Consider the following 13,942-nt stretch of genomic DNA (forward strand, 5'->3'; position numbering starts at 1 on the left):
GCCGAGATGAGGTCCTGACGCGAGGCTGCCGCGCATCCCCGGCACAGGTGGGTTCAGTCCGAGAGGAAGGACCTGCGGTATGACAAGTACTGAACTGGCTACCGCTGCCGGGACCCCCGAGGTGTTCGCCGGCGTGGACTGGGGCGGTGCGTTCCACCAGCTCTGCCTCGTCGACTCGACCGGGGCCACGCTGCTGCAGAAGCGCTTCCCGCACACCGTCGAAGGCCTTGCCGGGCTGTGCGCCGCCCTTGCCGCGGTCGCTGGCGTGGTCCGGGTCGCCATCGAACGCGCCGAAGGGCTCCTGGTCGAGCGGCTGCTCGAGCTGGCCGTGGAGGTCTACTGCATCTCCCCGAAGGTCTCCGCCCGGTCCCGGGAGCGCTACCGGATGGCCGCGAAGAAGTCCGACGCGTTCGACGCCTTCGTCCTGGCCGACAGCCTCCGCCACGAACACACCCATTGGCGCCCGATCCGACCCGCGTCCCAGACCCTGATGCGCCTGCGCGCCGTGATCCGCGACCGCGAGCGGCTCGTGTGGCGCCAGCGCGACCTGGAGAACCAGCTCCGGGCGGTGATGGAGTCCTACAACCCTGCGGTCCTGCACCTGTTCTCCAGCCTCGACCGGGACATCTCCCTGCAGTTCATCAGGCGCTACCCACAGCCCGCCCAGGCCGCCCGCGTCGGGGTCAAGCGCATGGACGCCTTCATCACCGCCCACGGCTACTCCGGGCGCACCAGCGCCGAGACCCTCGTGGAACGCCTCCGCCCCCACCTGCTCGCCGCGGGCGAGGGCACCAGCGCCGGCCGGGCGTTCACCGCAGTGCGGATGGCCGAGGAGCTCTCCCTGCTCAACGGGCACCTGCGCGAATACGACACCGAGATCCGGGCACTGCTCGCCGCCCACCCCGACACCCGGATCTTCACCGCCTTCCCCGGCGTCGGCCCCGTCACCGCCGCGACCCTCCTGGCAGGGATGGGCGAGGACCGCGACCGGTACCCCTCCGCGGCGTCGCTGCTGGCCGAGACCGGGCTCGCTCCCGTCACCCGCGCCTCCGGGCGCACCCGCCAGGTCCGCTTCCGCTACGCGGCGAACAAGCGCATGCGCCACGCGATCGACTGGTGGGCCTTCGTCGCCGTCCGCGAGGACCCCCACTTCACCGGCGAGCACTACCGAAGGGCCCGGGCCGCAGGCCAAGGCCACCACCGCGCACTGCGCGGCGTCGCAGCCCGCTGGGTCCGCATCCTCTGGCGCTGCTGGCACGACCGCACCGAATACGACCCGGCCCTGCACCCCCTACGCCGGCAGGCCCTCGAAGCCGCCGACCACGCCCAGGACACCGGCCCCATCCCCCAGCGCACCGCAGAGGAACACCTGGCACTGCCCGCCGCGAGCTGAGCCCACGCACACCCCCAGCGGACGGGAAGCCCCCGCCCGCCGATCAGCCCTGCCCCCCGCGACCCCCATCCGGACCCCAGGGGTTGACAGCGGGAGTCTGCGTGGTGCACCTGATCCGGGCCTCGATGCGGTTCGTGGCCTACGGCCAGCGCAAGGCCGTCGCCGCGGCCCTCAAGACGGTCTATCAGGCCCCGAACGAGGCCGCCGCGAAGGCGGCCCTTGAGGAGTTCGCGGCCTCCGAGCTGGGGAAGAAGAACCCCAACACGGTCCGGGCGTTCCAGGACGCCTGGGAGCGGTTCATCCCGTTCCTGGCGTTCCCGCCGATGCTGCGCCGGGTCATCTACACCACCAACGCGATCGAGTCGCTGAACTACCAGCTGCGCAAGGTCATCAAGAACCGCGGCCACTTCCCCTCCGACGACGCGGGTCGTGAAGCTGCTCTGGCTCGCGATCTGCAACATCGAGGACAAGCGCGCCCGCCAACGGGCCAAGGAGCGCGGACTGCCCGCACACCGGCGCAAGGCCGACGGGCGCCTCGTCCAAGGCCAGGTCACCACGAACTGGAAGCAGGCCCTGGCCCAGCTCGCCCTGGCCTACCCCGAACGCATCAACCCCTACCTCTGAACCAAACCGGAGACCGACCACTCACACAAACAACTTGACACGCTCTGCGCCGGGTCCCTCCAGCGGGGAACACGGCAACGGAAGCGCGGGCAGCGCATACAGCGCGAGCCCGCCGCGCGGCGTCGTGCGCCGCCAGAACGATGGCGCAGTGGCCGCTTCGGTGCCGAGACCCCACCGAATCAGGGTGCTGCTCCCCCTCGAGGTCCCCGGGGAACACGCCAAGGATAGACCCACGCCTAGAGTGGGTCCATGGCAGAGAACCCTCACCGCGGCACCGTCCTGGTCATCAACGGCCCCAACCTCAACCTCCTGGGCACGCGCGAGCCCGAGAAATACGGCACGCACACCCTCGCGGACATCGAGCGGCTGTGCGCGGACGCCGCCGAGGCGCAGGGCCTCGCGGCCGAGTGCTTCCAGTCGAATCACGAGGGCGCGATCATCGACGCCATCCACGCTGCACGGACCACGGCGCTCGGGATCGTGCTCAACGCCGGCGCCTACACGCACACGTCCGTGGCCATCCGCGACGCGATCGCAGCGGTCCAGCTGCCGCTCGTCGAGGTGCACATCACGAACGTCCACGCGCGCGAGCCGTTCCGACACCACTCGTACCTCAGCGACATCGCCAAGGCGGTCATCGCGGGCGCGGGCGTGCTGGGCTACCGCTTCGCGATCGAGTACCTCGCGGACCTCACGGCCACGCGCAAGCCGGTCGACGCGTAAGGCGGCTCAAGGCCGGCGCAGATCGAGAGCCGGCTACTTCCGCGTGCACACGCCGGAGGCGACCGTCTGGCTGAGCCCGGAGGCCCGGGCGGCAACGGGAGCGAGCTCGTCCATCGTGATCGCGTAGCCCACGTTCGCCGTCGAATCGCTCTTGGCGAACACGACGCCGGTCACGTGCCCGTCGAGGGTCATGAGCGGGCCGCCGGAGTTGCCCTGCTGGACATTGCCGGAGATCTGGTACACCTGCTTCGGGACCTCGTTGGCGCCGTAGATGTCCGGGGCGAGGACCGTCGTCGTGCCCTGCACGACCGCTGGGCGCAGCTGGTACGGGCCACCGAGCGGATAGCCGCCGAACGCCGCCGACGTGCCGGCGGGGCTCATGCCCGTCAGCGGCAGCGGTGTGGCGCGGAGACCGGAGACGGCGATGACGGCGAGGTCGTGGACGGCATCGAAGTACACGACCCGCCCGCTGCGCGCGCCCCCGCCGGGAAGCTCGACGACGGGCTCGCTCACCCCCGCGACGACGTGTGCGTTCGTGATGACGCGGTCCGGGGCCACGACCCACCCCGAGCCGGTCTGGTTCTGCCCGCACTGGTACGCCGTCCCGGTGATCCGCAGGATCGACGGCGCGGCGGCACGCAGCTCGGGCGTGTCCACCGAGTCCGGCACCTTAACGGGCTGGGCCGGGGCGATGCCCTCGATGAGCTTGGGCAGCCCGTCCCCGATCACGAACGCGCGCAGCGCCGCGGCCTGCTCCTTGACGGGGTCCGGCGTGGCGTCGTCGATCGCACGGACCACGGCGGAGCCGGCGATCTGCTGGGTCAGGACGGGCACACCGATGCTCGAGACTGTGAACGAGATCATCGAGATGACGAGCGCTGCGACAACGACGCTCACGAGGCCGCCCAGCCCGCGGTCGACGGCGGTGGCCCCCTTCCAGCGGATCCCCCGACGGACGCGGTGGCCCAACGCCGAGCCGACGGCGTTGCCGGCGGCCATGAGGAGGATTGCGGTGATGATGATGCCGGCCGCGCGCCAGCCGCCATCGGTGAGCCAGCCGCTCACGATCGGCACGGCGAAGAAGGCAGCGATGCCGCCGGCCACGAACCCGAGGATCCCGCCGAGGCTCACCACGAACCCGGCCCGGATCCCGTTGAGCAGGTAGCCCACGAGAACGAGCACGAGGATGATGTCGAGCAGGTTCACCCGAGGAGTCTACCGGCGCACGCTGGCCCGACACTGGGAGCCGCCGGAGACCCAGCGGCCGGCGTGGGGATGTGTCGCATGCCAAGTTCGTCACAAAACATGCCGCGCATCTGAAACAATGGCCCCAGCGCAAGCATGTGAACGCCACTGACACTAGGAGAATGAATTGGACCTCGAGGTACTGCGCCGCGCACCCCTCTTCGCCACGCTGGACGACGAAGGCTTCCGCCTGCTCACGGACGAGTTGACCGAGGTTGACCTCTCGCGCGGCGCGTCGGTGTTCCGCGAAGGGGACCAGGGCGACCAGCTCTACTTCATCGTCTCCGGCAAGGTGAAGCTGGGCCGCACGTCCCCGGACGGGCGCGAGTCCCTCGTGGCGATCCTCGGCCCGGGCGAGCTCTTCGGCGAGATGGCCCTCTTCGACCCTGCCCCCCGCAACGCGACCGCCACGGCCGTCTCCGAAACCCGGCTCGCCGGCCTCAAGAACGAGGCGCTCGTCGCGCTGCTGCGCTCCCGCCCGGAGGTCTCCGCGCAGCTGCTGCAGGCCCTCGCCCGCCGCCTGCGCCGCACCAACGACTCGCTCTCGGACCTCGTCTTCTCGGACGTTCCCGGGCGCGTCGCGAAGGCCCTCCTGGACCTCGCAGACCGCTTCGGCCGCCCCGCGACGGACGGCGTCCTTGTGGCCCACGAGCTCACGCAGGAGGAGCTCGCCCAGCTCGTGGGCGCCTCGCGCGAGACCGTGAACAAGGCCCTGGCCGAGTTCGTCCAGCGCGGCTGGATCCGTCTGGAGGCGCGCGCCGTCGTGATCCTGGACATGCAGCGCCTCCGCCAGCGCTCGCGCTGACGCCGGTTGAGCTCGCCCGCGCTGGTTGAGCCCACTGGCCGAAAGAAGGAGAGCCGGACCCTTTCGGGTCCGGCTCTCCGTGTCTGTCAGGGGCTTGGCCCCTCAGGGCTCGACGACGCGCAGCGCCTCCGTCGGCGGCGCGACGGCGCCCGGCGCCTCGACCTCGAGGTACAGCTGGCCGTTCTCCTCGACCAGCTCGGCGCGGTACAGGTGGTTGCTGCGCTTGATGCTCAGGTAGGCGATGCAGCCCTTGGCCTTGGCCATCTTCGCGAGGATGATCTCGGTGGCGGGGACGAGGAGTTCGGGGAGCGCGAGGCCGCGCGTGTCGGGCTGGCCGATCTCGTCGCCGAGTGCGCTCGTTTCACGCCCGGCGACGACCTTGGCCGCGCTCACCCACTGCCCCCACACGCCCTTGCTCGGCAGGAGCATGGGCGTCTGGCCCACCGGCAGGGTCGCCGCGAAGTAGCGCGTGTCGAAGCGCCGGTGCGCGAACTCGGGGGTCACCCAGTGGACGAGCGAGCGGAGCAGGTCCGTGCGGAGCCCGAGGCCGCGCTTGGACAGGAGGTCCCGCGAAGCCGATCTCCTGGTTCGCGAGCGCCTCGCGGGCTCGGACCCAGTCGGCGGTGCTGGTCCCCTCGACGACCACGGACTCGTCGGAGCCCGCGAGCAGCACGCCGGTCTCCTCGAAGAGTTCGCGGATTGCTGCGACCACGTGGACGCGGGCGAGCGCGTAGTCGTCGGTGCCGAGGAGCTCGGACCACTGGCCTACGGATGGGCCGAACCAGTCGAAGGAGTCCTGATCGGCGTTCTCGACCGATCCCCCGGGGAAGGCGACGACGCCGAGCGGCGAGTCGCCGGTGCGGTAGGTCAGCCAGGTCTCGGTGCCGTCGGGCGCGTCGCGCACGAGAGCCACGGTCGAGGCGAGGCGGGGCTTGCGGGGCGCGCGGTCGGCCTCCTCGAGCCAGCTGCGCGCGGCGCCCTGGAGGTGCCGGGGCAGGGTGAAGCGGCGCTTATACGAAGTCGGCAATCAACTCAACCTCCACTGGTGCGTCGAGCGGCAGGACCGCGACGCCGACGGCCGAGCGGGCGTGCGTGCCCGCCTCGCCGAAGATGGTGCCGAGCAGCTCGGAGGCGCCGTTGATGACGCCGGGCTGCCCGGTGAACTGCGGGTCGGAGGCAACGAAGCCCACCACCTTGACGATCCGCGTGATCCGGTCAAGGTTCCCGATCTGGGCCTTGACGGCCGCGAGGGCGTTGATGATGCACAGCTGTGCGTACTTCTTGGCGTCCTCGGCACTCACCTCGGCACCCACCTTGCCCGTGGCGGGCAGCTGGCCGGAGACGAACGGCAGCTGGCCGGACGTGTAGACGCTGGTGCCGTTCACGACGGCCGGAACATACGCGGCGACGGGCGCGGCGACCTCGGGCAGGCTCAGGCCCAGCTCGGCGAGACGACGTTCGACCGCGCTGCTCACGTCGGTCTGGGATGTCCCCTGCGCTGCGTCCTGGCTCATGCTTGCTTCTCCCTCTTCATGTACGCGACGAGTCCGTTCCCGCCCGGTCCGGGAACCACCTGAACGAGCTCCCAGCCGTCCTCTCCCCACTGGTCGAGGATCTGTTTTGTAGCGTGCACGATGAGGGGCACGGTGGCGTATTCCCAGGCGGTCATGAGGCCAGATTAGTACGTCCCGGTAGACTGGCCCACATGGCGTCTGGCAAGAACCCTGTCTTTGACACGGCCACCACCTTGGGGAAAATCCTTGCATTCCTTGGAGTGAGTGCGATCTGTGGCGTGCTCGTGGCCGGGCTCATGGTGCCCGCTGCGGCGGTCACGGGGAGCGCGGCGAACGGCTCGGTGCAGTTCTTCGAGAGCCTGCCGAGCGAGCTCACCGTGGACCCCCCAGGACAGGTGACGAAGGTCCTCGCCGCAGACGGCTCCCAGATCGCCACGCTGTTCGCCGAGAACCGCACCAAGGTCACCCTCGACCAGATGTCCCCGTTCATCAAGGACGGCATCGTCGCGATCGAGGACTACCGCTTCTACGAGCACGGCGGCGTGGACACGACCGGTATCCTCCGCGCGCTCGCCGCGAACCTGCGCGGCAGCAAGCAGGGCGCCTCGACCCTGACGCAGCAGTACGTGAACAACGTCATCAACGAGAACCTCGTCGCGGAGGGCAAGGACAACGAGGTCCTGCTCAACGGCCTGAACAAGGGCGTGGGCGACAAGCTGCGGGAAATGAAGCTCGCGATTGCGCTCGAGAAGAAGTTCACGAAGGACCAGATCCTCGAGGGCTACCTCAACATCGTCTTCTTCAACGCCAACGCCTACGGCATCCAGGCTGCGAGCCAGTACTTCTTCTCCACCGATGCCAAGGACCTCACGCTGCCGCAGGCCGCGCTCCTGGCGGGGCTGGTCAACAGCCCCTCGGTCTACGATCCGATCGCACATCCGGACAACGCGAAGAAGCGCCGCGACCTCGTGCTCGACGCGATGCTCGAGCACGGCAAGATCAACCAGAAGCAGCACGACGACGCCGTCGCGACCCCCGTGCAGACCAAGGTCAACCCACCGAAGCAGGGCTGCCAGTACGCCGCGACTGCCCAGTACTTCTGCGATTACGTGATCCACCAGATCCTCAACGACCCGGCCTACGGCGCGGACGAGAAGGAGCGCCTGGCCAAGGTGGTCCGCGGCGGGCTGACGATCAAGACGACGCTCGACATGCGCCTGCAGACTCCTGCCCAGACGGAGGTCGACTCGACGGCCGGTGCGAACAACGGGGCCTGGCCGTGGGGTGCCTCGCTCGTCTCGATCGAGCCCGGCACGGGCAAGGTCCTCTCGATGGCCCAGAACAGCCGCATGCTGCCCGGGCAGGGCAAGGACTACGTGACGGTCTACAACTTCAACGTCGACTCGGCGGACAAACAGGGCAACGATCTCGGCGGTCTTGGCGGCATGCAGCCCGGCTCGACGATGAAGCCCATCACGCTCGCGGCATGGCTCGGCGAGGGCAAGTCGACCAACCAGATTGTCAACGCGGCCCAGCGGCGCTACGGGATCAACTACCCATGGAAGACCACGTGCCAGCATGTCCAGGGCTGGTACGACAGCACCGTGCCCGACTCGATCGACCTCCAGAATGACGAGCCGGGCTGGTATCGCCCGATGAGCGTCCGCGAGGGCATCTACCAGTCGATCAACACCGCGACGTTCGCTACCGCAGCCGGGTTGAACGACTTCTGCGACATCCAGCGCACCGCGGACGCCATCGGTATGCACCTCGGCAGCGGGAAGGACGAGAAGCTCGACCTCGCGACCCTCGGCAACCTCCTCGGTGGCTCCAACGTCGCGCCGATCACCATGGCGAACGCCTTCGCGACGTTCGCGGGCAACGGCACCTACTGCCAGCCGATGTCCATCACGGAGGTCACGGATCCGCAGGGCAAGAAGATCGGCGGTCAGGCGCCCACCTGCCAGCAGGGCGCGATCAAGCCGGACGTCGCCAAGGCCGCCACCAACGTGCTCCAGGACGTCCTGACCAAGGGTTCGGGCCTCAACATCAAGGACGCGTCGGGCAAGTTCATCAGTGTTGGCGCCCCCGCCGCTGCGAAGACCGGTACCAACCAGTTCAACAACCAGACCTGGGTGGTCGGCTACACGCGCGGCGTCGCGACGGCCTCGTTCTTCGGGATCGCGACAGGCGGCATCGCAGACAAGATCGGCCAGAACGTCTACGTCAACGGCCGTTTCTACAAGTCGGTTGACGGCGCGTTCATCGCCGGGCCGCAGTGGGCCCGGTACATGCAGATCGCTGCGCCGCTCTACGACCACGGCGAGTTCGATGCGCCGCCGCAGAACCTGATCAGCGGGGGCTCCTCCCCGTCTGCGCCGGCCTCGGCCCAGCCGCAGCAGAACCAGACCCAGCAGCAGTCTCAGCAGACCCCGGTGAACCCGCCGGCACCCGCGCCGCAGCCCGCCAACCCCGGCAACGGCAAGGGCAAGGGCAACGGCTGATCTGGTGACCGCCCTTGCCACGGTAGCCCGGCGCGCTGCCCTCGTCGCCGGGCTCGGTGCGAGCGCGGGCGCCGCCGCCGCAGCCTACGGATGGTGGGAGAAGGACCAGTTCGTGCTCCGCGAGGAGACCGTCCCGATCCTGCCCGAGGGCTCGGAGCCGCTTCGCGTCCTGCACCTGAGCGACATCCACTTCGTGCCGGGCCAGGCCGCGAAGGTCCGGTGGCTCGCGGGCCTGTCCGAGCTCGAGCCGGACCTCGTGGTGAACACGGGAGACAACCTGAGCCACCCGGACGCCGTCCTGCCGCTGCTCGACGCGCTCGAGCCACTCCTGAGATTCCCCGGCGTCTTTGTCCCGGGCTCGAACGACTACTACGCGCCCGTCAGGAGCAATCCGGCGGGCTACCTTCTGGGGCCATCGAACCGGAAGGCGGTCCCCCGGCGCGTCGAGCTCGACTGGCGTCGACTCTTCACCGGGTTCGGCTCGGCTGGCTGGATCAACCTGACCAACAGGTCGCAGTCGCTGGATCTGGGCGGGCTGCGTCTCGACTTCTCGGGCGTGGACGATCCGCACCTGAGGCGCGAGCGCTACGCCGGCTGGCCCCGGAGCACGGCGGCAGACGCGGGAGGGCCTACGGTCAGGGTCGCCGTCATCCATGCCCCCTACCAAAGGGTCCTGGACCACTTCACGGACGCCGGAGCGGACGTGATCCTCGCCGGCCACACCCACGGCGGCCAGATCTGCCTTCCGTTCTACGGCGCGCTCGTCTCGAACTGCGACCTGCCCACGTGGCGCGCCAAGGGCCTCACCGAATGGGAGCACGGGGGCCGGCTGGTCCCGCTCAACGTATCGGGAGGGATCGGCACGTCCCGCTACGCCCCGATCCGCATTGCGTGCCGCCCCGAGGCCATCATGCTCACGCTCACGCCCCGGGCCTGAACCGACCCACCCGGGAGGTATGACCGGGGCCACCGGCGAAGGCGTAGGGTAGTTGCCACAGCTAACCACTTCCTATCCTTCGAGGTGTGAGCCCCGGCATGCCACAGCGCGCCCCTGCAGCCGCCCCACCGGGCGGCGCCCGACCGGGCACGGCCCAGCAGACGAGGTACTGGGCGTCAATCGCCCGTCTGGGACCGCTCGTGCGCCCCATCGTCCCGCGTCTGCTGATGGGCCTCGTGGTGGCGCTCGCGGCCTCGGCGCTGGCCCTGGCCGTCCCGCAGGTGCTGCGCCTCGTCATCGATGAACTCGTGCGCAGCGGGACGCAGGGATCGGCCGTGTGGGGAGCGGCCGGCGTCGTGCTTGTCCTCGGCGTGCTCGAGGCGAGCATGATCTACCTCCGCCGGGTACTCGTGATCGAGCCGAGCATCAGCCTCGAGCGGCAGATGCGCGTGGCCCTCTACGACCACCTGCAGGACCTCCCGGTCTCGTTCCACGACCGCTGGGGCTCGGGGCAGCTGCTCTCGCGGTCCATCGCGGACCTCGGGTTCCTGCGCCGCTGGCTCGCCTTCGGCGCGATCTTCCTCGTCGTCTCGATCAGCACTGTGGCGCTCGGCGTGGTGCTGCTGTTCACGCTCGCGTGGCAGCTGGCGCTGATCTTCCTCGCCGCGGCCCTGCCGATCATGGTCTACGGCGCAATCTTCCGCCGGCGGTTCTCCCTCGCGACGCGCCGCAGCCAGGACCTGGCCGGCGACCTCGCCACGACGGTCGAGGAGTCAGTCCACGGGATCCGAGTGCTCAAGGCATTCGGCCGCGCGCGGGAGGCGCTCGAGGGCTTCACAGAGCAGGCCCAGCAACTGCGCGAGACCGAGGTCGCCAAGGCCCGGCACCAGGCCCTGTTCAGCCTCGTGGTGACCCTCCTGCCCGAGCTCGCGCTCGGCGTCGGGCTCATGGTGGGCATCTGGCTCGCAGCGACCGGCCAGCTGAGCATCGGCTCGCTCGCGGCGTTCTTCGCCACCGCCGCAGCCGTCGCGCAGCCGGTCGAGGCGAGCGGCATGCTCGTGGGTATGGCACTGACCGCGAAGACCGCGGTGGACCGCCACTTCGAGGTCATGGACGCGGAGAACACCCTCACGGACCCCGCCGAGCCGCGGCATCTCCCCGACCCGCGCGGCGCGCTCACGTTCCGCGACGTGCGCTTCGCGTTCACAGCTCCCTCGCACGACGGCGCGGGGCCGCCTCGTGCGGACCTCCCGCCAGCGGCTGGCCCGCCGGGCGTACTGCGCGGCGTGAGCCTGGACATCCGCCCGGGCGAGACGATGGCCCTCGTGGGGGCGACGGGCTCGGGCAAGAGCACTCTGCTGCAGCTCGTCCCGCGGCTGTACGACGTCACCGGCGGAGCCGTGGAGATCGACGGGATCGACATCCGCCGGCTGCCTCTCGCCGAGCTGCGGCGCCTCGTCGCGGTGGCCTTCGAGGACACGACCCTGTTCTCGTCCTCGGTCCGCGAGAACGTCCTGCTCGGCGCGCCCGTTCGGGAGGGACCCGAGGCGGAGGCGCTCCTCGAGGAGGCCCTCGACGTCGCGCAGGCCCACTTCGCGCACTCGCTCCCGGACGGCCTCGACACCCGCATCGGCGAGGAGGGCCTGAGCCTCTCCGGCGGGCAGCGGCAGCGCATCGCCCTGGCCCGCGCGATCGCGGCCCGGCCCGCGGTCCTCGTGCTCGACGACCCGCTCTCGGCGCTGGACGTCGCCACAGAGGAGCGAGTCTCGGAGCGCCTCGGCGACGCCCTCGCCCACACCACAACGCTCATCGTCGCCCACCGCCCCTCGACCGTGGCGCTCGCGGACCGAGTGGCGCTCCTGCGGGACGGAGTCATCGAGGACGTCGGCACGCACGCAGAGCTGCTCACGCGCAGTGAGCACTACCGCTGGGTCATCGCGAGCCTGCCCCGCGGGCCGCGGGACCTGGACAGGGACCGCGAGCCCAATCTGGACGACGTCTACTCGAAGGAGGCCCGGTGACCCACGCGACCCTCGGAACGCGCGGCGAGGACGCGGTAGACCTCACGCGGGAGGCGAGCCGCGCCGTCCGGCGTCGCTCGCTCGCTCTCCTCGGCGACCTCATGCGCCCCGTGCGGGGCCGCCTGGTGGCCACGCTCGCGATGGTCGTCGTCTCGCAGGCCAGCCGCGCGGCGGGGCCGGCGATCATCGCGTTCGGGATCGACCGCGCGCTGCCCGCGTTCGCGTCCGGCGATCCGAGGCTCACGTGGCTCGTCGGCGCAGGCTATCTGGCCGCGGCGCTGACGACGGCGCTGCTCACCGCCGGCTACGTGACCTCCACGGCGCGCCTGAGCCAGGCGATGCTGCTGGACCTGCGCGTGTGGGTGTTCCGGCACACCCAGCGCCTGAGCCTGGACTTCCACGAGACGTACACGTCCGGGCGGATCATCTCGCGGCAGACCTCGGACCTCGAGGCTCTGCGCGAGCTTCTCGACTCAGGCGTGAGCGCCCTTGCCTCGGGCCTCCTGTTCATGCTGTTCACGGCGATCACCGTGTTCGCCCTGGACTGGCCGTCGGGGCTCATCATGCTCGCCGCGGCCGTGCCGATGACGCTCCTCGCGCGCTGGTACCAGGTCCGCTCGCAGCGGGCCTTCCGTGCCTCGCGAGTGGTCTCGGCGCGCCTCATCGTGCACTTCGTCGAGACGATGACCGGCATCCGCGCGGTCAAGGCGTTCCGCAAGGAGCGCGCCAACAGCGCCGAGTACGGCGTCCTCGCCGACGACTACGCCGCCGCAACCCAGCGCTCCGTCATGCTCAACGGCGTCTTCCAGCCCGGGCTCGTGCTCACGGGGAACGTGACGGTGGCCGTCATCCTGCTCGTCGCTGCGTTCCGGGTGCTCGAGGGAAACCTCGCGGTGGGCGTGCTGCTCGCCGTCGTGCTCTCCACGAAGCGGTTCTTCAGCCCCCTCGAGACGATCGCGATGTTCTACAACTCGTTCCAGAGCGCCCAGACAGCGCTCGAGAAGGTCTCGGGGCTGCTCGAGGAGGTGCCCACGGTGCAGCCGCCGCGGGACCCGGTGCAGCTCCCCGCGGCGCGCGGGGAGGTGGCGTTCGAGTCCGTCTCGTTCTCGTACGCGTCGGGGCCCGAGGTGCTGCCGGAGTTCACGCTGCGGATCCCGGCCGGCCAGACCGTCGCACTGGTGGGGGCGACCGGGGCGGGCAAGTCGACGCTCGCCAAGCTCGTGGCCCGGTTCTACGACCCCACCTCGGGCGCGGTGACGCTCGACGGCGTCGACCTCCGCCGGCTCTCGACGCGGGACCTGCGGCGCGCCGTCGTCATGGTGACGCAGGAGGCGTTCCTGTTCTCGGGGTCCGTCGCGGACAACATCGCGCTCGGGCGTCCGGACGCGTCGCGTGAGGAGATCGAGGCGGCCGCGCGCGCCGTGGGCGCGCACGGGTTCATCTCGGCACTGCCGGACGGGTACGACACGGACGTCACCAAGCGCGGCGGCCGCGTCTCCGCGGGGCAGCGGCAGCTCATCTCGTTCGCCCGGGCCGTGCTCGCGAGCCCGGCCGTCCTCATCCTCGACGAGGCCACGAGCTCCCTGGACATCCCCTCGGAACGGCTCGTGCAGGCCGGCCTCGCGAAGCTGCTCAACGGCCCCGGCACGGACGGCGCCGCGGCGCACGACGGCGGCGGCCCCCCTCGGGCGGGCGGCGACGGCGGGGCTGGGGCGTCCGGTGCGGGCGCGCGGACGGCGATCATCATCGCCCATCGGCTCTCGACCGTCGAGATCGCAGACCGGGTGCTCGTGGTGGACGGCGGGCGCATCGTCGAGGACGGATCGCCTGCGGAGCTCCTGGCCGGCGGCGGCCGGTTCGCCGCCCTCCACGGGGCCTGGCGCGACTCGCTCGTGTAGAGCGCCGTTGACGCCCTCACGTCCCTCGCCCTCATCCAGGCACGCCAGACTGCCGGGAAGACCGCCCGCAACAACGGCACCCGCAGACCGTGACCGCCTCCTCTGCCTCATCGACGATCCAGCCCCAACACCGCTCACACAGTCCGGCGCGTCCCGGGCGAAGGACCGCCCACGGCCGACGTTCACCGCATGCAAGACCTGCCGCCATTCTGATCACCACGGGACGTCGCCTGCTGCTTCAAAACCGCCCGCTCGATTTCACGTTCGGGAGCGAATCG

Annotated in this window: 10 protein-coding genes and 2 pseudogenes; 8 read left to right on the plus strand and 4 right to left on the minus strand. The window is 70.4% G+C overall.

Annotated elements, in window-relative coordinates; genetic code table 11:
- Positions 1–79: 79 nt before the first annotated feature.
- The 3 genes and pseudogenes from SCMU_RS16505 (at position 80) to aroQ (ending at position 2,740) form a co-directional block, all read left to right on the plus strand.
- Entirely contained in the window at positions 80–1,393 is a 1,314-nt protein-coding gene (locus tag SCMU_RS16505) for an IS110 family RNA-guided transposase (RefSeq protein ID WP_229230190.1), read from the plus strand.
- Positions 1,394–1,479: 86 nt separating this feature from the next.
- Positions 1,480–2,017 (plus strand): annotated as a pseudogene (locus SCMU_RS16510) (transposase); the annotation flags it as partial.
- A 249-nt stretch (positions 2,018–2,266) separates the two neighbouring features.
- Positions 2,267–2,740 carry a type II 3-dehydroquinate dehydratase gene (gene aroQ / locus SCMU_RS16515; protein ID WP_229230191.1) on the plus strand — a complete coding sequence of 158 codons (474 nt, stop codon included), beginning with the start codon at positions 2,267–2,269 and terminating at the stop codon, positions 2,738–2,740.
- 33 nt (positions 2,741–2,773) lie between these two features.
- Here the strand turns inward: aroQ and SCMU_RS16520 are convergent, their stop codons facing one another.
- Complete coding sequence (locus SCMU_RS16520; protein ID WP_229230192.1) at positions 2,774–3,946, minus strand: MarP family serine protease; 1,173 nt, start codon at positions 3,944–3,946, stop codon at positions 2,774–2,776.
- Positions 3,947–4,112: 166 nt separating this feature from the next.
- Here SCMU_RS16520 and SCMU_RS16525 point away from each other — a divergent pair, with 166 nt between their 5' ends.
- On the plus strand, positions 4,113–4,790 hold the full coding sequence (locus SCMU_RS16525; RefSeq protein WP_066500145.1) for a Crp/Fnr family transcriptional regulator: 678 nt from the start codon (positions 4,113–4,115) through the stop codon (positions 4,788–4,790).
- 102 nt (positions 4,791–4,892) lie between these two features.
- On the opposite strand, the pseudogene SCMU_RS16535 reads toward SCMU_RS16525, so the two are convergent.
- From SCMU_RS16535 to sp36, 3 genes and pseudogenes are all read right to left on the minus strand, one after another.
- A pseudogene (locus tag SCMU_RS16535) lies at positions 4,893–5,817 on the minus strand (NUDIX hydrolase).
- Positions 5,801–6,304, minus strand: a complete 504-nt coding sequence (locus SCMU_RS16540; RefSeq protein ID WP_229230195.1) for a RidA family protein — start codon at positions 6,302–6,304, stop codon at positions 5,801–5,803. Before SCMU_RS16540 ends, SCMU_RS16535 begins: the two are co-directional and overlap by 17 nt.
- Positions 6,301–6,459, minus strand: coding sequence for a Sp36 family protein (sp36, locus tag SCMU_RS16545; protein ID WP_084249599.1), 159 nt, complete (start codon positions 6,457–6,459; stop codon positions 6,301–6,303). The genes SCMU_RS16540 and sp36 overlap by 4 nt, the downstream gene beginning before the upstream one ends.
- 36 nt (positions 6,460–6,495) lie before the next feature.
- Between sp36 and SCMU_RS16550 the strand changes: the two genes are divergently transcribed.
- The 4 genes from SCMU_RS16550 (at position 6,496) to SCMU_RS16565 (ending at position 13,664) form a co-directional block, all read left to right on the plus strand.
- The gene (locus SCMU_RS16550) at positions 6,496–8,808 is read left to right on the plus strand and encodes a transglycosylase domain-containing protein (RefSeq protein WP_443020165.1); all 2,313 of its coding nucleotides are present in this window, start codon (positions 6,496–6,498) and stop codon (positions 8,806–8,808) included.
- 4 nt (positions 8,809–8,812) lie between these two features.
- On the plus strand, positions 8,813–9,745 hold the full coding sequence (locus tag SCMU_RS16555; RefSeq protein ID WP_229230197.1) for a metallophosphoesterase: 933 nt from the start codon (positions 8,813–8,815) through the stop codon (positions 9,743–9,745).
- Between the two features lie 98 nt (positions 9,746–9,843).
- The gene (locus SCMU_RS16560; RefSeq protein WP_443020341.1) at positions 9,844–11,766 is read left to right on the plus strand and encodes an ABC transporter ATP-binding protein; all 1,923 of its coding nucleotides are present in this window, start codon (positions 9,844–9,846) and stop codon (positions 11,764–11,766) included.
- The gene (locus SCMU_RS16565; protein ID WP_229230199.1) at positions 11,763–13,664 is read left to right on the plus strand and encodes an ABC transporter ATP-binding protein; all 1,902 of its coding nucleotides are present in this window, start codon (positions 11,763–11,765) and stop codon (positions 13,662–13,664) included. Before SCMU_RS16560 ends, SCMU_RS16565 begins: the two co-directional genes overlap by 4 nt.
- The last annotated feature ends 278 nt before the right edge of the window (positions 13,665–13,942 follow it).

The sequence above is a fragment of the Sinomonas cyclohexanicum genome (genome assembly GCF_020886775.1).
Taxonomy (GTDB): Bacteria; Actinomycetota; Actinomycetes; order Actinomycetales; family Micrococcaceae; genus Sinomonas; species Sinomonas cyclohexanicum.

Excerpts from the sequence above, each read along its gene's own strand:
- SCMU_RS16505 (WP_229230190.1), top strand. The coding sequence starts at position 80 with ATGACAAGTACTGAACTGGCTACCGCTGCCGGGACCCCCGAGGTGTTC.
- aroQ (WP_229230191.1), top strand. The coding sequence starts at position 2,267 with ATGGCAGAGAACCCTCACCGCGGCACCGTCCTGGTCATCAACGGCCCC.
- SCMU_RS16540 (WP_229230195.1), bottom strand. The coding sequence starts at position 6,304 with ATGAGCCAGGACGCAGCGCAGGGGACATCCCAGACCGACGTGAGCAGC.
- sp36 (WP_084249599.1), bottom strand. The coding sequence starts at position 6,459 with ATGACCGCCTGGGAATACGCCACCGTGCCCCTCATCGTGCACGCTACA.
- SCMU_RS16550 (WP_443020165.1), top strand. The coding sequence starts at position 6,496 with ATGGCGTCTGGCAAGAACCCTGTCTTTGACACGGCCACCACCTTGGGG.
- SCMU_RS16560 (WP_443020341.1), top strand. The coding sequence starts at position 9,844 with ATGCCACAGCGCGCCCCTGCAGCCGCCCCACCGGGCGGCGCCCGACCG.